We start from the raw sequence: 21,842 nt of genomic DNA on the forward strand, positions 1-21,842 counted from the left end.
ATCCGGGAGCTGTTTCCAGTATAGCCGATTTACATGCATTTGCATCTATCGACCTGTACAACGCCCGCCACGGCCGGATATTCCCGCAACCGTTCCCTCGCCCCCTCAATGGCGCGGGGCCCAGCCGTGGTCAAGGAGAGCGGCGCTGACCTTCGCGACGGAGGAGCGGGCATCGTTGGCCATATGCCGTTTGGAGAGCCGGACCAGCCTCCAGCCCGCCCGGCTGAAGTCCTCCTCGCGGGCAATGTCACGGACGATCTGCTCGGCCTCGGAATGACCGTCGCCGTCGTATTCTGCGGCCACCCGGTAGTCCGGATAGGCCAGGTCAGGTTGACGCACGACGCCGGCGCGCAGCCCCGTGGGCGGGTTCAGCAGAGGCTCCGGGAGGCCAGCCCGCTCGAGGGCGAGGCGGAGCCGGGTTTCGGGCGCGGAATCGGCGCCGACCCGGGCCTGTTCCAGGGCCAACCGCGCCTTGCGGATGCCGGGTGTGCCCTTGTGCCGGTCGAGCATCTCGGCGAGTTCCGCCAGGCCGGCGTAGGCCTCGCCGCGGCCCTCCAGTTCGAGGCGCGGACGGCGGATCAGATGGTCTGCGACCACGGTGAGCTCGTCAATGCTCATCCGACGCGAGAGATCCAGCCAGGTCCGGGCGCGGGTGGTGATCAGGAGCCCGTCCAGACTCGTGATCTCATCGGCGAAGAACTGGCCCACGTGCCCCGCCACACCGGTGCGTCGGGGTATTGCATGGGTGTCCGGCCGAGAGATGTGGATGAGCGGCCCGTCCGATCCCGGAAGAAATCCAGGCATCGCCCAGAGCCGGAAGGCCGTGGCATGGGAAGCGGCCGAAAATTCCGTGACCAGTGTGAACGGGCGGACCAGCGGCCCGAGCCCGGGCTCGGACAAGAGCTCCGGGCTCCGGACGCCACGACTGGGTGCCGGCAGACCGCGGTGCCGAAGCCTGCGGTAGCTGACCCCGGCGTCGAGCGCTTCCCTGAAGGTGAACGGGGCGGCGGCGAGCCCGGCCGGCAGTGGTCGAGGAATCTTCATTTCCCCATGGTGGCAAATCCCGGGGATGCGCTGAGGGTTATCCACAGGTCCCTTGCCGTTCGGCCCAACTGGCTAGCAGTAGTTGTCGTTTGGAGCGCTCTAAACGACAACTACTGCTAGCCAGTTGGGGGAGGGGAGAAGCGGAGGGGCTAGTGCGAGCCGGTCGGGAGGGGAAGCTCTTCGGAATCGGGGTCGAAGTCGGTGTCAGAACCGGCCTCCGCGTCCGGCGGCGTGGGCTTTGCCCGGCGGCCACGCGTGGCGGCGGCCTGCGTGGCGGGGACCGGCGGGGCGGGGACCGGCGGGGCGGCATCGGCCTTCTGCAGCGCCCGCTTCTCGCGCCGTCCTTCCACCAGCCGGTAGAGCACCGGCACCAAAACCAGGGTCAGGGCGGTGGAGGAGATCAGGCCGCCGATCACCACGATCGCGAGCGGCTGCGAGATGAAGCCGCCGCCCCCGGTCAGGCCCAGCGCCATCGGCGTCAGCGCGAACACGGTGGCCAGGGCCGTCATCAGGATCGGCCGGAGCCGCTGGCGGGCGCCATGGGTGATGGCCTCGGCCACGTTCATCCCCGGCGCGCCGTTGCGCGGCCGGCGGTACTGGTTGATGAGGTCGATCAGCACGATCGCGTTCGTCACCACGATGCCCACGAGCATCAGCATCCCGATCAGTGACGGCAGGCCCAGCGGCACACCCGTCACGAGCAGCAGGGCGATGGCCCCGGTGGCGGCGAACGGGACGGAGACCAACAGGATCAGCGGCTGCACGAGGGACTTGAACGCTGCCACCATGATCACGTAGACAATGGCAATGGCTGCCAGCAGCGCCAGTCCCAGCTGTCCGAAGGACTCGGCCTGCTGCGTCGTCGCGCCGCCGATCGTGGCGGTGACGCCGGCCGGCAGCCCGACGGTCTTGAGCCGGGCCTGCACTTCGGTGCTCACCGCGCCGAGGTTGGAGCCCGACGGCGTGACGGACACCCGCGCGGTCCGCTGGCCGTTGCTGGCGGTGATGGAGACGGGCACGTCCACCTGCTCGACGGCGGCGATGCTGGCCAGCGGAACCGGACCCGCCGCCGTCGGCAGCGGGATGGCGCGGACGGCATCGATGCTCGTGAAGCGGGTGCCTTCGCCGATCCGGACGGGGAAGTCGTTGGTGTCAATGCGGACGGTTCCGGCCGGGACCGGGCTGATGGTGGAAGCCAGCACGCCGGCCACCTGTTCCTCGTTGAGGCCGGCGGCAACGGATTTGGCGCGGTCCACCTTCACCTGGACCACGGGCTGGCTGGCGGCCAGGTTGGTGGCGACTTCGCTGCTGCCGGGCACCCCGTCCAGGGCCTTGACCAGCGCATCGCTGGCGGTGCGGAGATCGGCGGTGGTGGCGGCTTTGAGCGTGATGTCCACCGTCGATGCCGTGCCGAAGCCGCCCTGCTGGGAACCGACGGTGATCTTGCCGGCGCCGGGGACCCTGGCGAGCTCGTTGCGGACGGTGTCCTGAAGCCTGCCCTGGTTGGCCTTCTCGTCGGTCACCACGGTAAAGCTGGAATTGGAGGCGCCGGCGGAAAGCAGTGCGGAGAAGCCGGTCTGGGCGTTTCCGGTGGTGACCTGGACGTCCTTGATGCCGTCAATGTCCCGGAGCACGTCTTCGAGCTTGACGGCGGCGGCACTGGCCTCGGCCAGGCTGGTGCCCGCCGGCAGGGCCTGCCGGACGGTCATGCTGTTTTCGCCGGAGCGGCCCAGCAGGTCGGTGGCGAGCAGCGGGGTCATGGCGGCGGTGGCCCCCAGCACCAGGACGGCCGCGACCAGGGTGACCACCGGATGTTTCTGGGTCTTGGTGAGGACGGGCAGGTAGCCGCGCTGCAAAAGCGTGCGCTGCTCGGCCGCGTGGGCCTTGGCCGCGGTCTCCCGGGCGGAGGCTTCCGGGGCGCCCCCACCGCCGCCGGCTTCCGAGGCGCCCCCGGGGCCGCCGGCTTCCGAGGCGCCGGAGACGGCGGGCGTCCGCAGGAACCAGTACGCCAGCACCGGGACGATCGTCAGCGAGACGAGCAGCGAGGACAGCAGCGCGATGGTGACCGTGAGCGCGAAGGGGCGGAAGAGCTCCCCGGCGAGGCCTGCGACGAAGGCGATCGGCAGGAACACGGCCACGGTGGTCAGGGTCGACGCCGTGATGGCGCCGGCGACTTCGCGGATGGAGGTCAGGATGGCGGTGATCTTCTGCTCGCCGTAGCTGAGGTGGCGCTTGATGTTCTCGATGACCACGATCGAGTCGTCCACCACCCTGCCGATCGCGATGGTCAGTGCCCCGAGGGTCAGGATGTTCAGCGAGTAGCCGGTGGCCGATAGCCCGATGAACGTGATCAGCAGGGACAGCGGGATGGATACGGCGGTCACCAGGGTGGAGCGCACGGACATCAGGAACACCAGGATCACTGCGACGGCGAAGCCCAGGCCCAGCAGGCCCTCGGTGGTGAGGTCCTTGATGGACTTCTCGATGAACGGCGCCTGATCGAAGATGGGCGTGAACTTCGCGTTGGAGCCCAGCTCGGCCTCAAGCTGGGGGATGGAGTCCTTCACCGCGTGGGAAATGCCCACCGTGTCGCCCTCGGGCTTTTTGGTGACGGACAGGGCCAGGGTTTCCTTGCCGTTGGTCCGGGTGATCGAGGTGCGGGCGTCCTCGGTGATGCTGACGTCAGCAACGCTGCCGATCGTGGCGGCGTTCCTGGCGCCGGACAGGGGGAGGGCCTTGATCGCGTCGAGCGAGTCCACCGGGCTGCCGATCTGCAGCGAAAGCGTCTTGCCCTGTTCCTCGATGGTTCCGGCCGGAACGAGGGCCCCGTTGTTCTTGAGGGCATTGCTGATCGATTGGATGCTCGCCCCGGACGCTGCCATCGCGTCGGCGCGGGGGAGGATGCCGATGTGCTGGGTGGCGCCGCCGGTCACCTCGGCGCCGCGGACGCCGTCGAGCTTCTGCAGCCGCGGCACGCTGAGCCGGGCGAGGTCGGCGTTCAGCTCGCTCAGGGGCTTGTCGGAGGAGACGGCGAGGAAGACGATCGGGAAATCGCTGATGCTGCCGGCGATGGCCTGCGGCTGGACGTCGTCCGGCAGGGACCGCTTGGCGTTGGAGATGGCGCGGTCGATCTGGTTCCGGGCGCGGTCCAGGTTCGAACCGTAGGTGAACACCATGCTGATCTGGGACACGCCGTTGCGCGAGGTGGACGACGTCGACTCCAGGCCCTCGACGCCCTTGAGCGCCGTCTCCAGCGGTCCGCTGATCTGCTTGTCCACGACTTCCGGCGAGGCCCCCGGCATCGAGGTGAGGACCGTGATCTGCGGGAACTCGATGGACGGGATGAGCTCCTGCTTGAGCGAGGACATCGTGATCACGCCGAAGACCGACGCGAACACGGTGATCAGCGCGATCAGTGCCCGGTTTGCCAGGGACAGCTTTGCGAGCCGGAACATCTTATGGTCTCCTGATGGGTCGACGGACGTACTTCGACGGGGTCAAACCTGCAAAGCGATCAGCCTGCAAAGCGATCAGCCAGCCGCAACCCGGAGGGGCATCAGCTCCGTGCGGCGCCGACCGGTTCGAGCTGCAGCGCCTTGGCCGTCCCGGCTTCCAGCCGGGCGGCGAGTTCCGGGTTCTCGTTGAGCTTGACGCCGTAGCCGGGCATCATTTCCTTGAACTTGGACTGCCAGCCCTTGAAATTCTTCGGGAAGGACTTCTGCAGCAGCTCGATCATGATCGGCACTGCGGTGGATGCGCCCGGGGACGCGCCGAGCAGGGCGCCGATGGAGCCGTCGCGTCCGGCGATGACTTCGGTGCCGAACTGCAGCACGCCGCCCTTCTTCGGATCCTTCTTGATGATCTGGACACGCTGGCCGGCCGTGATGAGTTCCCAGTCGCCGTCTGTTGCTTCCGGGTAGTACTCGCGCAGGGCCTCCACCTTGGCGCCGTGGCGCTTGGCGACTTCCCTGACCAGGTACGCGGTGAGGTCCATGTTGTCCTTGCCCACGGCCAGCATCGGGATGATGTTGGAGGGCCGGATGGACAGCGGCAGGTCCAGGTAGGAGCCGTTCTTGAGGAAGTTCGTGGAGAAACCGGCGTACGGGCCGAACAGCAGGGAGCGCTTGCCGTTGACGTAGCGGGTGTCCAGGTGCGGCACGGACATGGGCGGGGCGCCGACGGACGCCTGGCCGTAGACCTTGGCGCTGTGCTGGGCCGCGAGCGTCTCGTCGGTGCAGCGGAAGAACTGGCCCGAGACCGGGAAGCCGCCGTAGCCCTTGCTTTCCGGGATGCCCGAGGCCTGCAGCAGGTGCAGCGCGCCGCCGCCGGCCCCCACGAACACGAACTTCGCGTGGATCGAGCCGTGCTCGCCGGACTGCGGGTGCTTGAGCGCGAGGTCCCAGCCGCCGTCGGACGCGCGTTTGATGCCGGAGACGTTGTGGCCGTAATTGACCTCCACGCCGTTGTTCCCCAGGTAGCCGGCCAGTTCGCGGGTGAGGGCGCCGAAGTCGACGTCGGTCCCTTCCGCCGCGCGGGTGGCGGCGATGCGCTGGTTCGGGTCGCGGCCATTGACGATCAGCGGGGCCCACTTGGCGATCTGGGCGTGGTCCTCGGAGTATTCCATCGAGCGGAACAGCGGGTTCGGCTTGAGCGCCTCGTAGCGGGTGCGCAGGAACTTGGCGTTGGCTTCGCCGATCACGAAGCTCATGTGCGGAACCGTGTTGATGAAGCCCTTGGGCGAGCCGATCAGCCCGTTGGTGACCAGGTGCGACCAGAACTGCCGGGAGAGCTGGAACTGCTCGTTGATGAGCAGGGCCTTGGCAGGATCCACCGAGCCGTCTTTGGCAGCGGGGGAGTAATTAAGCTCACAGAGTGCGGCGTGCCCGGTGCCTGCGTTGTTCCACGGTCCGGAGCTTTCCAGGCCCGGCTCGTCGAGCTTCTCGAACAGGGAGATGGTCCAGTCCGGCTCGAGCTGCTTGAGGAAAGCGCCCAGCGTGGCGCTCATGATGCCGCCGCCAATCAGGACGACGTCGGCATGTTGGGTCTTGGAAATGAAGGTCACAATCAGTCTCCGATAGCAGCGGGTCTGGCTGTCACAGAATATCCCCGCGTGGCCCACTAACTGAAATTGGGGCTGTCCGTCAAGGCTTTAGCTCGATCTTGGTGAAAACTTCGTTCAGGACCGGCGATGCCGGGTACTTCAGGACCCGGTCGGACAGGGCCAGCGCCGAGATCGGGAAGGCAATCGGGACGGCCGGAACCGTCGCCGCGATCTGCGCATTGATGGTCTGGTACTGCTCGGTCCGCTCCTTGCCGTCAGGCAGGCCGCGGGCCCGGGCGATCTTGGAGAAGACCTGGGGATCCTGGTAGCCGAATTCACCGGTCTTCTCGCCGAACAGCGGACCCACGAAGTTGTCCGGGTCCGCGTAGGAACCGTTCCAGCCCAGCAGATGGAGGGCATGGTCGCCGGGAGACGTGACCTTCTGCAGGTACCCCTCGGACCAGTCCACCGGCACCGGCTTGATGTTCAGCCCGACGGCGGTCAGCTGACTGCTGATCTCCGCGTACACCTTTTCCGGCGTCGGGAGGTAGGGGCGGGTGACGTTCAGCGGGTAGTAGAACTTCAGTTCCTCGCCCTGATAGCCGGCTTCGGCGAGCAGCTCCTTGGCCTTGGCCGGGTTGTGGCCCAGGGACGGGGCGTTGTTGTTGAAGCCGCTGAGCTTGGGCGGGACGAACTGGGTGGCCTGGGCGGTGTTGTCGATGAAGAACCGCCGGATCAGGGTGTCCTTGTCCAGCGCCATTTCGATGGCCTGCCGGACCTTGAGGTTCTGCAGGATGGGTACTTCCTGGTTCATGCCCAGGTACATCACGGAGAACGGGTCCCGCTGGATGATCTGTTTGCCCCGCTTGACCAACTGGTCGAAGTTCCCCACTGTCACGGTGTCGTAGCCATCGATCTTGCCGTCCAGCAGGGCCTGCATCCGCGTTTGCGGGTGATCGTACGTGACGAACTTAATGGTACCGATCTGCCCTTTGTCCCCCCAGTAGGCCGTGTTGCTGGAGAGTGTGATGCTGCCCTCGTCCCAGGAGCTGAAGACGTAGGGCCCGGTGCCCACCGGGTGCAGCGCGTAGGCGGAGACGGCCTGGCCGTCGCGGCTCTGGTTCAGGACGTCCGCGTTTTGCGCGGTGAGTGCCTGGGGCGAGGACATGGCGAAGGCGGGGAGCGTCAGGGCCTGCATGAACCCGGTGAAGGGCTGGGTGAGCTCGATCCGGACGTTGTCCGGGGCCAGGGCCGTGCAGCCCTTGTAGGTGGAAAGCGCGGCCTGGTCCGCGTGCGCCTTGAAGACGCTTTTGAAGGTGCTCCCGGTGGACTGCTGCCGGAGCGCTTCCGGGAAGTTGAACCAGCGGTTGAAGTTGCTGCAGACGGCGGCCGCGTCGAACGGGGAACCGTCCTGGAACGTCACCTTGTCGCGGAGCTTGAAGGTGTAGCTCCGGCCTTCATCGCTCATGTTCCACTCGGTGGCGAGCAGCGGCGTGGGCTGGCCCGTGGTCTGGTCCACGCCGACGAGTCCTTCCAGCACCTGCCGGGTGATCCGGTAGGACTCCACGTCCGAGGTCAGGGCCGGGTCCAGGCCCAGCGGCTGCGAGGCCGTGCCGAACGTGAACACGGCGGTGGGGTCGGCACTAACGGTGCTTGTTGCAGCAGTCGACGGCGCCGGGCCGGGCGTGGGGGCTCCGGTGCAGGATGCCAGCGGCAGCATGAGTAGGACGGCGCCGATACCGGCTGCAACGCGGCGCAAAGTATTGCTGGCCACTGAACTGCTGGGCACTCGTGAATCACCTCTGGGAGTCTGGATGGCCCGCCGGTGCGGAACAGCCCCCAGTCTAATTGACGGCCGGGTCCGGCAGCCCCGGCAAGGCGAAGGCCCCGCACCCGGCAAGGCGAAGGCCCGCACCGGGCAAGGCGAAGGCCCGCACCATCGGTGCGGGCCTTCGTTTCTCCTAGTTGGTCCAGGGAGTCAGGCTGGAACCGCAGCAGGAGCGCCTGGTGGTGCCTACTTGGGCATCAGAACGGAGTCGATCATGTAGACCGTGGCGTTGGCGGTCTTGACGCCGCCGCAGACCACATTGGCGCCGTCAACCATGAGGGCGTCCTTGGTGCCGGTGACCGTCACGGAACCGCCCTCGACGGTCTTGTGCGTGCCCACGATCTTGTCCGGGCTGATCTTGCCGGGAACCACGTGGTAGGTCAGGATCTTGCTCAGGAGGGCGTCGTCGGTCTTGAGCGTCTCGATGGTGGCGGCGTCGATCTTCTTGAACGCGTCATCCGTCGGGGCGAAGACCGTGAATTCGCTGCCGTTCAGGGTGTCCACCAGGTCCACCTTTGGGTTGAGCTTGCCGGAGACGGCGGCGGTCAGGGTGGTCAGGATCGGGTTGTTGGAGGCCGCGGTGGCTACCGGATCGAGGGCCATCCCGGACACGGAGCCCGCACCGCTGGGAACCTGGGCGGCGTAGCCGGCACAGCCGGGACCGACGAGGTCGGCGGCCGGGTCCATGGCGGCGGCGGAGGAGCTCTTGGCCGGCGTCGGCGCCATGCTGGAGGCCGACGGCGTGGAAGCCGGAGCCGACGAGCTGGGCGCCGTGGTGCTGGAACCGCCACAGGCAGTGAGGCTCAGCATGGCCGAAGCGGCGATACCTGCAACGGCGAAAGTCGTGCGCTTGATGGTCTGCATTTTGGTTTCTCCTATTTGTTTGCCGATCATTGCCGGCGGCGGACTTTGCCGCTCTGGCCCTTTTCCGACTGGTGGGCACCGACCCGTGGTTGGTGTCTCAATGGGTATTCGCGGGGTCGGGAGAAACGGATGGGTGAAGGATTGAAATTCTTTTTTGGATGCCCCAACGTCCGGCTGCATCCGTGCTCCGGCGCCGGTCCGGGCGCCGGTTCAGGGGTAGTCCGGCGCCGGTCCGGGGGCCGGTCCAGTGGGTGGTTAAACAGCAGGATCCCGGACCGTGGGTCCGGGATCCTGCTGTTCGATTCAGTTTTACTCTCTGTGCGCAAGGGGGGACTTGAACCCCCACGCCCGAAGGCACAGGAACCTAAATCCTGCGTGTCTGCCAATTTCACCACTCGCGCGCGGCGCCGGCCGTTGCGGGTCAGTTGACCCTCGACGGCGGATGCCAGGCTCCATCATACCGTTCACCGGCACGGTTCGCCGGTTGCCTCCACCTGCGGCGGACGTCCCGGGCCAGGGCGACGGCGGACCGGGGCGACGGCGGGCCGGTGGGCCTAGGCGTCCACCTTCAAGTCCCGGCGGAGCTTGGCGACGTGCCCGGTGGCCCGGACGTTGTACTGCGCCACGACCACCCTGCCCTCCGGATCGACGACGACGGTGGACCGGATGAGCCCTTCGTAGCTGCGGCCGTAGTTCTTTTTCTCACCCCAGGCCGCGTAGGCCTCGGCCACGGCGTGGTCCTCGTCGGAGAGCAATGGGAAGGTCAGGCCCTCCGTGGCGGCGAACGTGGCGAGCTTGCCGACCGCGTCGGGGGAGATCCCCACCACGTCATAACCGGCCTGCTGCAGGGACGCCAGGGAGTCCCGGAAATCGCAGGCCTGCTTGGTGCACCCGGGAGTGGAAGCGGCCGGGTAGAAGTAGATCACCGTGCTGCGGCCCCGGAAGTCGCGCAGGCTGACATCCTGCCCGTCCGAATTTTTCAGCGTGAAGTCCGGTGCCGGGGTTCCGGGAATGAGTCGTTCAGGCAAGTTATTCTCCTTCGCAGGGTGCGGGTATACCAGCCTAATGAGCGTTCGTGCGGGCGACGAATCCGCCGCTCGCTATACTCAGTGGTATGCCTGACATGGATCGCTGGCCCACTGGGCGCTTACTGTCCACGGCGGCACGCCTTGTTGAACACTCCTGGAACGAAAAGTTGGGGGCCATCGGCCTGACGCACGCCGGGGTCATCGCCATGGAAGTGCTCTCCGTCAACGGACCCATGACGCAGGCCCAACTGGCTCAACTGGTTCGGGTTCAAGCTCAGACCATGGGGAAGACGCTGAGCCGATTGGAAGCGCACGGCCACATTTCCCGGCAACGCAGCACCTCCGACCGGCGCAGTCACGTCGTGTCCCTGACGGACCGGGGCCGCGACGCCGTCGCCGAAGCCGCGGACATGGAGCGCGCCGTGCTGGCCGCCGCCTCGATTGACCCCGACGTGCTGCGGCAGGAACTCCAGGCCGTCGTCAGGGAGCTGGCCACCCGCATTTCCTCCCCCGAGACCAAGGCCATGGTCAAAGGTGCCTAGCCCGGCATAGCCGTCGAGGCGACCCGGCCCAGCTGAGTTCCCGGTCCGCGGATTCGTCTATCCCGGAACCGGCCACGCCTTCTTCAACGTCACCACCACATGGACTTACGACGCCGAAGCCTCCGAGGACGCGTGGCCGCTGACCCTGGCTGCCGGGCAGAAGGCCCTGTACCGGTGATCGGCGCGGGGCTTTCTGGCGGTTATCGCTCGGGCCGGCAGTCAAGGATGAACTGCATCAGCGGGGTCGCGTCCCCGTCTGCGTAGAGGACCACCAGGTCCCGGTTGAATTCGAGCCGCCGGCTGAACGGGATGGAGATGGCGTCGTGGCCGGAACTCATCAGGATCCCGTTCATCATCAGTCGTGACGTGCGCTTGTTGCCATCGAAGTAGAACTGGTGCCGGGTGCCGAAGCAGAAGTACGCTACGGCACGTTCGACAGGGTTCTCCAGGGTGGACAGGTACGCCAGTCCGCGGTCGTATTCGGCTCTGAGCCCTTCACCGCCGTCTTCACAGCCGGTCGCGTAGAACGTGCCGGCTTCACCGAGGTTCACCGTCCCGCCGCCCCGAACGGATCCTTCGCCGCGGAAGTGCCCGGCCTCGATCGCTTCGTGTGGGGCTACAACGCCGTGGAGCCGGTCAGAGACCTCTTTGACTGGCTCGAATGTCCCGTCCTGAACCATGTCGTGCAGCATCCGCGTGGATGAGGCCAGAGCAAGGACTTGCTGCTCGTCCTCGAGCCGGCGCCCGCCGACGGTGACGCCTTCAAGCAGGGTCTGGACCTCGGGAAGGGTATAGGGATTGCCTTCGAGTGCGGCAGCGTCCCAGACATGTCCGGCGAGCTGGCCTTCGAAGCGGGCCACGGCCCTGGCGACTTCCATGTCCGGCAGCAGTGCCCAGGGCACTGCGGTCGAGTTCCATGCGAAGCCGAGTTCCTGCTCCTGATCTTTGGCCGTGCTGCTGAGCATGCCAGGGGCCGGCTCATGGGGCCGCGGGCGGCCCGGGCGCTTTTTGTACTGGTTGGAGCCGATGCCCCAGCGTGCTGGATCAGTCATTGTCCGGCTCCCATTCCCTTGTGAGTTCCTCGGCCGAGGCGGCGGTCGAGTCCATGCCGTAGCAGTCCAGGATGATCTGAATGGGGTCGGCCCAGACGACGCCTTCATCGTTCCACGAGCTGCTTTCGCTGCTGCCGTCGAACGGAAGCAGGATGACATCCACCGCGGACGGGCCCGGGCGGGTGATGATCGACGAAACGCGGAAGGGTTCCTCGACGTACAGGACCAGCGGTCCGGCCTGGCCGGCCGCGCCGATACGCGCGGCCGCGGGGGCACCGCTGACCGCCCAGCCCTTTCGGGTCGCGGCAGCGGCCGAGCAGATCCGCAAGAAGTTCCAGTCGCTCGTTGTGATGACGGCACCCGGGCGGAGCCGCGGGGGAGCGGCGGCGCCGGCCTCTCGGGCAAGAGTTCGGGGACGTGGCCGGCCGTCGGGGCTCGCCCACCGCATCAGGGTGCTTGCCATTCCTGCCTCAGCGGGTGGCTCGTCGGTGACACCACCGATGATGGACCTTGCCGCTTGCAGGGCATCGGTGTTGCAGAGCGGCTCGGGGCGGGACGGTATCTGCAGGCCGGCGGCTGCCAGAATGCGCGAAGCCATACCCAGAGTCGGGTCGACGTCGCCCTTTTCGATACGTGTAATCGTGGACGCGGAGACGCCGGCCCGCCGGGCGAGCTCTCTCCTGTTGTAGCGCGACCCTCGAATCGCATCCTGAACAATGTTTTGCATATACGCAATCTATGCCAACGAGGTGCATATATGCAAAATAATGAGGAGCGGGCAAGAAGGCCCGGCGCCGCATACCGGTGCGGGGCCCGATTCGCGCCAGGCTAGGCGCTTGGCCTTTGCCTCCAGCGTGAACGGAATCGGACTTGAGCGCTCGGGCTTGGCATCACGGGGAGCGAGAGCCGCCATTCGACGTCGTCGTTCAGCTCCCTGATACGCGGGGGCAGCGACTGGCAGCGCCAGCGGTCCTTGGCCTCGGCAACCTGCTGCTGCCAGTTCCCCCGGTGACAGCCAGCCAGCAGTCCGGACACATGTCCGGCATGAAGCGACTTGAAGCAAGCGTCTGCACCTGGCTCGACATCGGCGAGGAGGGCATCCAGACGGAACATTTTCGGACAAAACAAAACCCCGCCTCTGCCAGCCGCTAGGCCAGTAAAGACGGGGTCTTCTTTTGGTGCACCCCCCGGGACTCGAACCCGGAACCCATTGATTAAGAGTCAATTGCTCTGCCAGTTGAGCTAGAGGTGCAGCTGTTGTTTCCGTTCATCGGGGGCTTTTTGTTTCCCTCGTTGTTCTCCGCAACGACATGAAACTCTACACGAGTTTGGACGCGCTGTGAAATCGGCGGTGGTGCCACGGGCGGTCCTAGCCGGGGAGCTCCAAAACCAGCACAAAATCAGGGTTTTGGCCGTTGCTGAGCACCCACAGACGGCCGTCCGGAGCCAGTGAAACGTCCCGGATCCGCCCGTACATCCCTGTGAAATAGCCCACAGGGTCGGCGGCGAACTCGCCGCGGAGCGGCACGGCCCAGACGCGCTGGCCGCGGAGGGCACCCAGATACGCCGTATCCCCGACGATTTCGAGTCCGCTGGGGGAGGAGTCCGCCGTCGACGGCCACACCACCTTGGCGTCCCGGAAGCCGGCGCGGTGCGGGGCCCCGGTCACCTCCGGCCAGCCGTAGTTGCCGCCGGGCACAATCAGGTTGAGCTCGTCATCCACGTCGGGACCGAATTCGCTGGCCCACAGCCTGCCCGCACTGTCCCAGGCCAGGCCCTGGACGTTGCGGTGGCCGAGGCTGTAGACCGGGTTGTCGCCGAACGGGTTACCCGGGGCGGGACGGCCTTCGGGAGTGATCCGCAGGATCTTCCCGCCCAGTGCCTTCGGATCCTGGGGCTGTTCGCGCCGTTGTGAATCGCCTGTCCCGACGTACAGGTACCCGTCGGGTCCGAACCGGATCCTTCCGCCGTTGTGCGTCGACGCCTTCGGGATCCCGGTGAAGATAATCTCCGGGGCGCCGAGCTGCAGTTGGCCGTTGCCTTCGTCGACGCGGAGGCGGGCGATTCTGTTGTCCCCCGCGGCGGTGAAGTAGGCGTACAGGTAGCGATCGGCAGCGAAGTCCGGGGAGAGGGCCAGTCCCAGCAGGCCGCCTTCGCCGCCGGGCACGACGTCGGGCACCTTACCCAGCGTTCCGGCCGGGCTGTCGCCGCCGGAGCCGGCGGTCCCAGAACCAGCACTGACCGTTCTGAGCAGGGCACTGTCACGTTCGGAAATGATGGCCGTACCGTCGGGCAGGAAAACCGTGGACCACGGCACCTGCAGCCCAGCATTGATTCTGCCGGCGACCGTCAGTTGGCCGGCCGGCACCGGTGAGGAACCGGTGCCGGCCGACGGGCTGCCGCTGGCCGGGGCAGGCGTGCCTGCCGTGGCGCTGCCCGGTGTTCCGGTGTCCCTGCCCGGAGTGCAGGCCGCCAGCAGCATCGCGCAGGCCGCCAGAACCGCGCCGACGCCGACGGCGGCCGCCCGGAGGTGCTTTCCCGCCATCGATGCCTCCAATCCCGCGCGGCTGTTGTCCGCGGCCCGTCCGCTCGTTCCGACGCCTACTGCCGTGACCGGCGCGGAGGCCGGAAGCCGGCGGCTTCGGCATGGGCTGCGGACAGGAACCACACCTCGGCCCGGGTTTCTTCGAAGAAGGGGCTGCCCTCGTCGTGGTAGATCATCGAGGAGGCATTGCCCTTGACAGTAAAGCCGGCGGGACCGCTGCCGTCCGCCTCGGGTGCCGCCGACCCCTCCCCGTAGGGCTGATCCAGGGCGAGGTGCCCGGACGGCTCCCCGGTGTGGCTGGCAAATCCCTCGGAGGCGGCTGCCGACGCCGCCGTCTGCTGCGTTTCAGCCTGCGCCTGCGGTTCCCTGGATGGGGCGGGCGCGGAGGCGTTCTCCCCTTCCAGGAGGGCCGCCTCGGCCGCGGCCGATTCCGCGCCGGGAAGGGTGGGGGCGTGGGCCTCCGTGTATTCGGGGTGATGGACGGGTGCCCGCTCCGCGGCGGGCGCATCTGCGGCCGGGGCCTGCATCGCCTGCTCTTCGTGGCCGGCGTGCATCCCATGGGACAGGCCTTGATGGGCGGGGGGATGTGTTTCATCCGCCGGCGGGGTCTCCGACCACTGGGTCTCCCACTCGGCCGGCGCGGCCCCGGCGGCTCCGCTGCCGCCGTCGGAAGTCTCCGTGGCAGGCTCTTGGGCGGACGGCCGGCCCGCCGCGGAGTCCTGCGCGGTGGTGGGCGCCACGGGCTCGGCGTTGCCGAACCCGGCAGCCGTTGGCATGCCGGTGGTGGCGGCCGCGGCGCCTGGGCTGCCGGCCCTTCCCGTTCCCGCATTCGCGCCTGTCTCTGCATCCGGGGTGCCCGTGCCGCTACGGGAATTGCGGTTCAACAGCCACCAGACGACGGCGACAATCACCACGATGACGATGAGCCAGATAATCCAATCCATAGCAGAACCCTTCTGTCCAGGAGGCAAGGTTGCCGTTGCTTGACCGTACGTCTGCCTTAAGGCGGCTGTCCATACTCCCGGCACCCGGGCTGTAGCCTCTGATCATGGATTTCAAGAGACTGCGGATTCTCCGGGAGCTCGCCGACCGCGGCACGGTCGGCGCCACTGCCGAGGCGATGAAGGTGACGCCGTCGGCCGTCTCCCAGCAGCTTAAGACCCTGCAGGAGGAACTGGGGGTGGTCCTCGTGGAGAAGTCCGGCAGGGGAGTGCGCCTGACCGAGGCGGGGCTGGCCATGGCTTCGGCAGCGGCAGAGGTGTCCACTGCGATGGCGCGCGCGGAAGCCACCATCGACACCTACCGGCTGGGCTGGCAGACGCACGTCAAGGCCGCCTTCTTCCCGAGTGCCGCGGAGATGTTCCTGCCGGGGCTGTTGCACCGGGTCAAGGCGATCGACGGGCTCCGCTTCGAGGCCCACTTCGAGGACCCGAACGTCGCCGGATTCGCGGGGCTGACGGCGGACTACGACATCGTCCTGGCCTACAGCGTCGACGGCCCGGACGTCTTTGCCCGGCTGGGACTTGTTGTGGAGCCTTTGCTGGACGAGCCGCTGGACGTCGCCATGCCGGCAGGCCATGTCCTCGCCGGCAAGGACACGCTGTTCGCGCAGGATGTCATCGGATATCCCTGGATGGGGGTGCCCGACGGCTTCCCGTTCGACACGGTGCTCCGGCAGATCGAGGTGCAGGCGGACTCGCAGGCCGTCCGCGCCCAGCTGTACCCCGATCTCCGCGTCGTGGAGGCCCTCGTCAGCGCGGGGCACGGACTGAGCCTGCTGCCGCGCTACACGGCGTTGAAGAACCAGGGCAGGGGCTTCGTCCTGCGGCCGCTGGCCGGGGTCAAGGCCAGCCGGAGCATCGTCGCCCTGGCGCGGCCCGACGTCGCGGCTCGGACCACCATCCAGCAGGTGCTGTCCCTGCTCAAGGCCGAGGCGCGGGCCGTTGCCGAGGCCCCGGAACTGCGTGACGCTGCCCACCTCAACTGACGCATCCCACCTCATGCCCGCCTCAACTGGCGCGGAGCAAAGTGCTGATTCCGTCAGGTGAGACGAGAGTCCACTATTTGATCGAAATATTCCCAGTTTTCCGCTTAATCCGCCTGTTCGGGTCGTTGCCGTCCTCGGGGGAGCCCTAGACTTTGAGCCATGAGTGAGGACACCCAAACAGCGACAGACACCAAGCCTGACATCAAACCCCGAAGCCGGGTGGTCACCGATGGCATCCACGCCGCCCCGGCGCGCGGGATGTTCCGGGCGGTGGGCATGGGCGATGACGACTTCGCCAAACCCCAGGTTGGTGTTGCCAGCTCGTGGAATGAAATCACTCCCTGCAACCTCTCGCTGAACCGGCTGGCCCAGGGTGCCAAGGAAGGCGTCTTCGCCGGCGGCGGGTTCCCGATGCAGTTCGGCACCATCTCGGTCTCCGACGGCATCTCGATGGGCCATGAGGGCATGCACTTCTCCCTGGTGTCCCGCGAAGTAATCGCCGACTCGGTGGAGACCGTCATGCAGGCCGAGCGGATCGACGGCTCGGTGCTGCTGGCGGGCTGCGACAAGTCCCTGCCCGGCATGCTGATGGCCGCCGCCCGCCTGGACCTCGCCAGCGTCTTCCTGTACGCCGGCTCGATCATGCCCGGCTGGGTCAAGCTTGAGGACGGCTCCGAAAAGGAAGTCACCCTGATCGACGCCTTCGAAGCCGTAGGCGCGTGCGCTGCCGGGAAGATGAGCCTTGAGGACCTGGACCGCATCGAACGGGCCATCTGCCCGGGCGAAGGTGCCTGCGGCGGCATGTACACCGCCAACACCATGGCCTGCATCGGTGAGGCCCTGGGCATGTCCCTTCCCGGCTCCGCAGCTCCGCCCTCGGCAGACCGCCGCCGCGATGTCTTCGCCCACAAGTCCGGCGAGGCCGTCGTCAACCTGCTCCGGCTCGGCATCACCGCGCGCGACATCATGACCAAGAAGGCCTTCGAGAACGCGATCGCCGTCACCATGGCCTTCGGCGGCTCCACCAACGCCGTGCTGCACCTGCTCGCCATTGCCCGCGAAGCCGAAGTCGAGCTCAACCTCGAGGACTTCAACCGGATCGGCGACAAGATCCCGCACCTGGGCGACCTCAAGCCGTTCGGCCGCTACGTGATGACCGACGTCGACAAGATCGGCGGCGTTCCGGTCATCATGCGTGCGCTGCTCGACGCCGGCCTGATCCACGGCGACTGCCTCACCGTCACCGGAAAGACCGTTGCCGAGAACCTCGCGGAGATCAACCCGCCGGACCTGGACGGCAAAATCCTCCGCGCCATGGACAATCCGATCCACAAGACCGGCGGCATCACCATCCTGCACGGCTCGATGGCACCCGAAGGCGCCGTCGTGAAGAGCGCAGGCTTCGACGCCGACGTCTTCGAGGGCACCGCCCGCGTCTTCGAACGCGAACAGGGCGCCCTGGACGCGCTCGACAACGGCCGGATCAAGGCCGGCGACGTCGTCGTCATCCGCTACGAGGGCCCCAAGGGCGGCCCGGGCATGCGCGAAATGCTGGCCATCACCGGGGCCATCAAGGGCGCGGGCCTGGGCAAGGACGTGCTGCTGCTGACGGACGGCCGGTTCTCCGGCGGCACCACCGGCCTGTGCATCGGCCATGTGGCACCGGAGGCGGCCGACGGCGGCCCCATCGCCTTCGTCAAGGACGGCGACCGGATCCGCGTGGACATCGCTGCCCGTTCCTTCGACCTCCTGGTCGACGAGGCGGAGCTCGAGGGCCGCAAGATCGGCTGGGAGCCGCTCCCGGCCAAGTTCACCAAGGGTGTCCTCGCCAAGTACGCCAAGCTCGTGCACAGCGCCTCCACCGGCGCCTACTGCGGGTAGCACGGTTCAGTTGGGCTCACCCTGGCCGCTGGGTGAGCCCAACTAGGTAGCAGTCGATGTCGTTTTGAGCGCTCATAACGACAACAACTGCTACCTAGTTGGGGAGGGCGGCCAATTGGTGGACCATGACGTCCACATAGTGAGATGTGCACCACCCCCGTTGACAGGCATCTCACCCAGAGGGAAAACTGAACGCATGATCGCATACGTTACCGGCTGCGCCGCTGCAGAAGCAGTCGTCGTCCTTACCAAGCGCGTGGCTACTTAGCCCGACTGGTAACGTAACCGTCACGCGCAACCCCTCGAAGAGCCGCCAGGCTGAGGGGTTTTTTCATTTTCCGAAGTTTCGACAAAAACACAGATTATCCACAAGGAAGAGTCCGATGAGCAAAGGATCGCCGATCAGCCCCTCGCTGATGGCCACGAAGTCCGCTGGAGCCCCCAAGGCTCCGGAACGCGTCGAACGTCCGGCTGATGCCGGCGTCGACACTGCTGCTGCCGTCTCTCCTGTCCTCGGGCCGAACAACGTCGTACCCCCGACGGTGATGACCGGCTCACAAGCAATTGTCCGCTCGCTCGAAGAACTCGGCGTGGACGACATTTTTGGTTTGCCCGGTGGCGCGATCCTGCCCACCTATGACCCCTTGATGGCTTCCCGAATGAACCACATTCTGGTCCGTCACGAACAGGGAGCCGGCCACGCCGCGCAAGGCTACGCCATGGTCACCGGACGGGTCGGCGTCTGCATCGCCACCTCGGGCCCGGGTGCCACCAACCTCGTTACCGCCATCATGGATGCCCACATGGACTCCGTGCCGCTCGTTGCCATCACCGGCCAGGTCTCCAGCGCCGTAATCGGCACGGATGCCTTCCAGGAAGCGGACATCGTGGGCATCACCATGCCGATCACGAAGCACTCCTTCCTGGTCACCAACCCGCAGGATATTCCGCATGTCATGGCCGAGGCCTTCCACCTCGCGTCCACCGGCCGCCCCGGCCCGGTGCTGGTGGACATCGCCAAGGACGCCCAACAGGGACAGATGACGTTCTCCTGGCCGCCGAAAATCGATCTGCCGGGATACCGGCCGGTCACCCGCGGCCACAACAAGCAGGTCCGCGAAGCCGCCAAACTCATTGCCGCGGCCAGCAAGCCTGTCCTGTACGTCGGCGGCGGTGTGGTCAAGGCGCACGCCTCTGCTGAGCTCCGCGAGCTGGCCGAACTGACCGGCGCGCCTGTGGCCACCACCCTGACTGCACGTGGCGCCTTCCCCGACTCGCACCCGCAGCACGTCGGCATGCCCGGCATGCATGGCACGGTGTCCGCGGTGACGGCGCTGCAGCAGTCCGACCTGCTCATCACCCTGGGAGCACGCTTCGATGACCGGGTGACGGGCATCCTGAAGTCCTTCGCGCCGAACGCCAAGGTCATCCACGCGGACATCGATCCCGCGGAAATCTCCAAGAACCGCACGGCCGACGTCCCGATCGTCGGCTCTGTCAAGGAGATCATCCCGGAGCTCACCGAGGCGGTCCGCGCCCAGTTCGAGGCCTCCGGCACCCCGGACCTCACCAGCTGGTGGGCCTTCCTGAACAACCTCAAGGAGACCTATCCGCTGGGCTGGACCGAACCGGAGGACGGCCTCAGTGCCCCGCAGCGCGTGATCGAACGCATCGGAGCCCTCACCGGCCCCGAAGGCATCTACGTCGCCGGCGTCGGCCAGCATCAGATGTGGGCCGCCCAGTTCATCAAGTACGAGCGCCCGCACGCCTGGCTGAACTCCGGCGGGGCCGGCACCATGGGCTACGCCGTGCCGGCGGCCATGGGCGCCAAGGTGGGCGAACCTGACCGCGTGGTCTGGGCGATCGACGGCGACGGCTGCTTCCAGATGACCAACCAGGAACTGGCCACCTGCGCGATCAACAAGATCCCGATCAAGGTTGCCATCATCAACAATTCCTCGCTGGGCATGGTGCGGCAGTGGCAGACCCTCTTCTACGAGGGCCGCTACTCCCACACCGACCTCAACACCGGCCACGACACCGTCCGGATCCCGGACTTCGTCAAGCTCGCCGACGCCTATGGCTGCGCCGCGTTCCGCTGCGAACGCGACGAGGACATCGACGCCACCATCCAGCAGGCCCTGGCGATCAACGACCGCCCCGTGGTCATCGATTTCGTCGTGAGCCCCAACTCCATGGTGTGGCCGATGGTCCCCGCCGGAGTCAGCAACGACCAAATCCAGGTTGCCCGCAACATGACCCCGGATTGGGAAGAGGAGGACTGAACATGACCCGCCACACACTGTCCGTTCTGGTCGAAGACAAGCCCGGCGTGCTGACCCGCGTCGCCAGCCTCTTCGCCCGCCGCGCCTTCAACATCAATTCCCTGGCCGTCGGGCCGACGGAGGTCCCGGGCATGTCCCGGATGACCGTGGTCGTCGACGCCGACGGCGAGCTGATCGAACAGGTCACCAAGCAGCTGAACAAGCTGGTCAACGTGCTCAAGATCGTTGAGCTCACCCCAGAAACTTCCGTACAGCGCGACCACATCCTGGTCAAGGTACGTGCGGATGCCGCAACACGCCTGCAGGTCACCCAGGCTGCAGACCTGTTCCGCGCTTCAGTGGTCGACGTCTCCACAGAGTCGGTAGTCATTGAGGCAACGGGCCACCCCGACAAGCTCAGGGCACTCCTTTCAGTGCTCGAGCCGTTCGGCATCCGCGAAATCGTGCAGTCCGGCACCCTGGCCGTCGGGCGGGGATCCCGCTCCATGAGTGACAGGGCCCTGCGCAGCGCGTAGAACACAGCGCAAGGGCTGAGTAAGCGCCGCACACGAGCACCACAGACAAAGCAACACGAATCCACTTAAAAGGAGACACCCCAGTGACTGAAATGTTTTACGACGACGACGCCGACCTGTCGATCATCCAGGGCCGCACCGTCGCCGTTATCGGTTACGGCTCCCAGGGCCACGCCCACGCCCTCAGCCTGCGCGATTCCGGTGTTGACGTCCGCGTCGGCCTCAAGGACGGCTCCAAGTCCCGCGCCAAGGCCGAGGCCGAGGGCCTGCGCGTCCTGAACGTCGCCGACGCCGTTGCCGAAGCCGACCTCATTATGGTCCTCACCCCGGACCAGGTCCAGCGCCACGTCTACGCCGAGGACATCGCCCCGAACCTGCAGCCCGGCGACGCCCTGTTCTTCGGACACGGCTTCAACATCCGCTACGGCTACATCAAGGCCCCGGCCGACGTCGACGTCGCCCTCGTTGCCCCCAAGGGCCCGGGCCACATCGTGCGCCGCGAGTTCGAAGCCGGCCGCGGCGTGCCGGACTTGATCGCCGTCGAGCAGAACCCGTCCGGCAAGGCCAAGGAACTGGCACTGTCCTACGCCAAGGCGATCGGCGGCACCCGCGCGGGTGTCATCGAGACTACCTTCACCGAAGAGACCGAAACCGACCTCTTCGGCGAGCAGGCAGTCCTGTGCGGCGGCGCCTCCCAGCTGATCCAGTACGGCTTCGAGACCCTCACCGAGGCCGGCTACAAGCCCGAGGTGGCCTACTTCGAGGTGCTGCACGAGCTCAAGCTCATTGTGGACCTCATGGTTGAAGGCGGCATCGCCAAGCAGCGCTGGAGCGTCTCGGACACCGCCGAGTACGGCGACTACGTCTCCGGCCCGCGCGTCATCACCCCGCAGGTGAAGGAAAACATGAAGGCTGTCCTCAAGGACATCCAGGACGGCACCTTCGCCAAGCGCTTCATCGACGACCAGGACGCCGGGGCCCCCGAGTTCAAGGCCCTGCGCAAGAAGGGCGAAGACCACCCGATCGAGGCCACCGGCCGCGAACTGCGCAAGCTGTTCTCCTGGATCAAGAACGAGGACGACTACACCGAAGGCTCGGTAGCCCGCTAGACACTGACCGGCAGGGGAGCCGGACACCATTGACTGGGGTCCGGCTTTCCTGCGTTCGGGCAGCACCTTTTACACCAGACGTTTCACCAAAATCCCCACCTGAATACAAGAGAGCTAAAGA

At 66.7% G+C, this 21,842-nt stretch carries 16 protein-coding genes, 2 tRNA genes and 1 pseudogene; 7 read left to right on the plus strand and 12 right to left on the minus strand.

From position 1 onward, the window contains the following. Positions 1-105: 105 nt before the first annotated feature. The 7 genes from ABIB26_RS03835 to bcp all read right to left on the minus strand — a co-directional run bounded on the left by ABIB26_RS03835 (position 106) and on the right by bcp (position 9,805). The gene (locus ABIB26_RS03835) at positions 106-1,044 is read right to left on the minus strand and encodes an endonuclease domain-containing protein (RefSeq protein WP_354239742.1); all 939 of its coding nucleotides are present in this window, start codon (positions 1,042-1,044) and stop codon (positions 106-108) included. A 149-nt stretch (positions 1,045-1,193) separates the two neighbouring features. Further along, positions 1,194-4,499: an efflux RND transporter permease subunit gene (locus ABIB26_RS03840; RefSeq protein ID WP_354239744.1), complete on the minus strand. Its 3,306-nt coding sequence runs from the start codon at positions 4,497-4,499 to the stop codon at positions 1,194-1,196. Positions 4,500-4,600: 101 nt separating this feature from the next. Then, complete coding sequence (locus ABIB26_RS03845) at positions 4,601-6,106, minus strand: malate:quinone oxidoreductase (protein ID WP_354239746.1); 1,506 nt, start codon at positions 6,104-6,106, stop codon at positions 4,601-4,603. A gap of 79 nt (positions 6,107-6,185) precedes the next feature. After that, entirely contained in the window at positions 6,186-7,805 is a 1,620-nt protein-coding gene (locus ABIB26_RS03850) for an ABC transporter substrate-binding protein (protein ID WP_354239855.1), read from the minus strand. Between the two features lie 294 nt (positions 7,806-8,099). Further along, positions 8,100-8,777, minus strand: coding sequence for a fasciclin domain-containing protein (locus ABIB26_RS03855; RefSeq protein WP_354239747.1), 678 nt, complete (start codon positions 8,775-8,777; stop codon positions 8,100-8,102). 319 nt (positions 8,778-9,096) lie between these two features. Beyond that, positions 9,097-9,178, minus strand: a tRNA-Leu gene (locus tag ABIB26_RS03860). 153 nt (positions 9,179-9,331) lie between these two features. Then, a complete protein-coding gene (bcp, locus tag ABIB26_RS03865) occupies positions 9,332-9,805 on the minus strand; it encodes a thioredoxin-dependent thiol peroxidase (protein WP_354239748.1) in 474 nt (157 codons plus the stop codon). A gap of 95 nt (positions 9,806-9,900) precedes the next feature. On the opposite strand from bcp, the gene ABIB26_RS03870 reads away from it, so the two are divergent. Further along, the gene (locus tag ABIB26_RS03870) at positions 9,901-10,347 is read left to right on the plus strand and encodes a MarR family winged helix-turn-helix transcriptional regulator (protein ID WP_354239857.1); all 447 of its coding nucleotides are present in this window, start codon (positions 9,901-9,903) and stop codon (positions 10,345-10,347) included. 64 nt (positions 10,348-10,411) lie between these two features. After that, positions 10,412-10,525 (plus strand): annotated as a pseudogene (locus tag ABIB26_RS03875) (dienelactone hydrolase family protein); the annotation flags it as partial. A 22-nt stretch (positions 10,526-10,547) separates the two neighbouring features. On the opposite strand, the gene ABIB26_RS03880 reads toward ABIB26_RS03875, so the two are convergent. The 5 genes from ABIB26_RS03880 to ABIB26_RS03900 form a co-directional block, all read right to left on the minus strand. Further along, a complete protein-coding gene (locus ABIB26_RS03880) occupies positions 10,548-11,399 on the minus strand; it encodes a Fic family protein (RefSeq protein ID WP_354239749.1) in 852 nt (283 codons plus the stop codon). Further along, positions 11,392-12,126, minus strand: coding sequence for a helix-turn-helix domain-containing protein (locus tag ABIB26_RS03885; protein WP_354239750.1), 735 nt, complete (start codon positions 12,124-12,126; stop codon positions 11,392-11,394). Before ABIB26_RS03885 ends, ABIB26_RS03880 begins: the two co-directional genes overlap by 8 nt. 449 nt (positions 12,127-12,575) lie before the next feature. Further along, positions 12,576-12,651: transfer RNA gene (locus ABIB26_RS03890), tRNA-Lys, on the minus strand. A 117-nt stretch (positions 12,652-12,768) separates the two neighbouring features. Then, positions 12,769-13,944: a PQQ-dependent sugar dehydrogenase gene (locus ABIB26_RS03895; protein WP_502913615.1), complete on the minus strand. Its 1,176-nt coding sequence runs from the start codon at positions 13,942-13,944 to the stop codon at positions 12,769-12,771. A gap of 56 nt (positions 13,945-14,000) precedes the next feature. Then, positions 14,001-14,888: a sunset domain-containing protein gene (locus ABIB26_RS03900; protein ID WP_354239751.1), complete on the minus strand. Its 888-nt coding sequence runs from the start codon at positions 14,886-14,888 to the stop codon at positions 14,001-14,003. Positions 14,889-14,992: 104 nt separating this feature from the next. Here ABIB26_RS03900 and ABIB26_RS03905 point away from each other — a divergent pair, with 104 nt between their 5' ends. From ABIB26_RS03905 to ilvC, 5 genes are all read left to right on the plus strand, one after another. Then, complete coding sequence (locus tag ABIB26_RS03905) at positions 14,993-15,931, plus strand: LysR family transcriptional regulator (RefSeq protein ID WP_354239752.1); 939 nt, start codon at positions 14,993-14,995, stop codon at positions 15,929-15,931. A 159-nt stretch (positions 15,932-16,090) separates the two neighbouring features. Then, complete coding sequence (gene ilvD / locus ABIB26_RS03910; protein ID WP_354239753.1) at positions 16,091-17,812, plus strand: dihydroxy-acid dehydratase; 1,722 nt, start codon at positions 16,091-16,093, stop codon at positions 17,810-17,812. 383 nt (positions 17,813-18,195) lie between these two features. After that, a complete protein-coding gene (locus ABIB26_RS03915) occupies positions 18,196-20,097 on the plus strand; it encodes an acetolactate synthase large subunit (protein WP_354239754.1) in 1,902 nt (633 codons plus the stop codon). Positions 20,098-20,099: 2 nt separating this feature from the next. After that, positions 20,100-20,612 carry an acetolactate synthase small subunit gene (gene ilvN / locus ABIB26_RS03920; protein WP_354239756.1) on the plus strand — a complete coding sequence of 171 codons (513 nt, stop codon included), beginning with the start codon at positions 20,100-20,102 and terminating at the stop codon, positions 20,610-20,612. 83 nt (positions 20,613-20,695) lie between these two features. Beyond that, complete coding sequence (ilvC, locus tag ABIB26_RS03925; RefSeq protein ID WP_354239758.1) at positions 20,696-21,721, plus strand: ketol-acid reductoisomerase; 1,026 nt, start codon at positions 20,696-20,698, stop codon at positions 21,719-21,721. Positions 21,722-21,842 lie beyond the last annotated feature (121 nt).

Origin of the sequence: Arthrobacter sp. UYEF20 (assembly GCF_040546335.1) — a bacterium.
Taxonomy (GTDB): domain Bacteria; phylum Actinomycetota; class Actinomycetes; order Actinomycetales; family Micrococcaceae; genus Arthrobacter.

Bases quoted from the DNA above. Each gene is read 5' to 3' on its own strand.
- ABIB26_RS03905 (WP_354239752.1), top strand. From the start codon at position 14,993: ATGGATTTCAAGAGACTGCGGATTCTCCGGGAGCTCGCCGACCGCGGC.
- ABIB26_RS03855 (WP_354239747.1), bottom strand. From the start codon at position 8,777: ATGCAGACCATCAAGCGCACGACTTTCGCCGTTGCAGGTATCGCCGCT.
- ABIB26_RS03880 (WP_354239749.1), bottom strand. From the start codon at position 11,399: ATGACTGATCCAGCACGCTGGGGCATCGGCTCCAACCAGTACAAAAAG.
- ABIB26_RS03885 (WP_354239750.1), bottom strand. From the start codon at position 12,126: ATGCAAAACATTGTTCAGGATGCGATTCGAGGGTCGCGCTACAACAGG.
- ilvD (WP_354239753.1), top strand. From the start codon at position 16,091: ATGAGTGAGGACACCCAAACAGCGACAGACACCAAGCCTGACATCAAA.
- ABIB26_RS03850 (WP_354239855.1), bottom strand. From the start codon at position 7,805: ATGCTGCCGCTGGCATCCTGCACCGGAGCCCCCACGCCCGGCCCGGCG.
- ABIB26_RS03915 (WP_354239754.1), top strand. From the start codon at position 18,196: ATGAGCAAAGGATCGCCGATCAGCCCCTCGCTGATGGCCACGAAGTCC.
- ABIB26_RS03900 (WP_354239751.1), bottom strand. From the start codon at position 14,888: ATGGATTGGATTATCTGGCTCATCGTCATCGTGGTGATTGTCGCCGTC.
- ABIB26_RS03895 (WP_502913615.1), bottom strand. From the start codon at position 13,944: ATGGCGGGAAAGCACCTCCGGGCGGCCGCCGTCGGCGTCGGCGCGGTT.
- ABIB26_RS03840 (WP_354239744.1), bottom strand. From the start codon at position 4,499: ATGTTCCGGCTCGCAAAGCTGTCCCTGGCAAACCGGGCACTGATCGCG.
- ABIB26_RS03870 (WP_354239857.1), top strand. From the start codon at position 9,901: ATGGATCGCTGGCCCACTGGGCGCTTACTGTCCACGGCGGCACGCCTT.
- ilvN (WP_354239756.1), top strand. From the start codon at position 20,100: ATGACCCGCCACACACTGTCCGTTCTGGTCGAAGACAAGCCCGGCGTG.
- ABIB26_RS03835 (WP_354239742.1), bottom strand. From the start codon at position 1,044: ATGAAGATTCCTCGACCACTGCCGGCCGGGCTCGCCGCCGCCCCGTTC.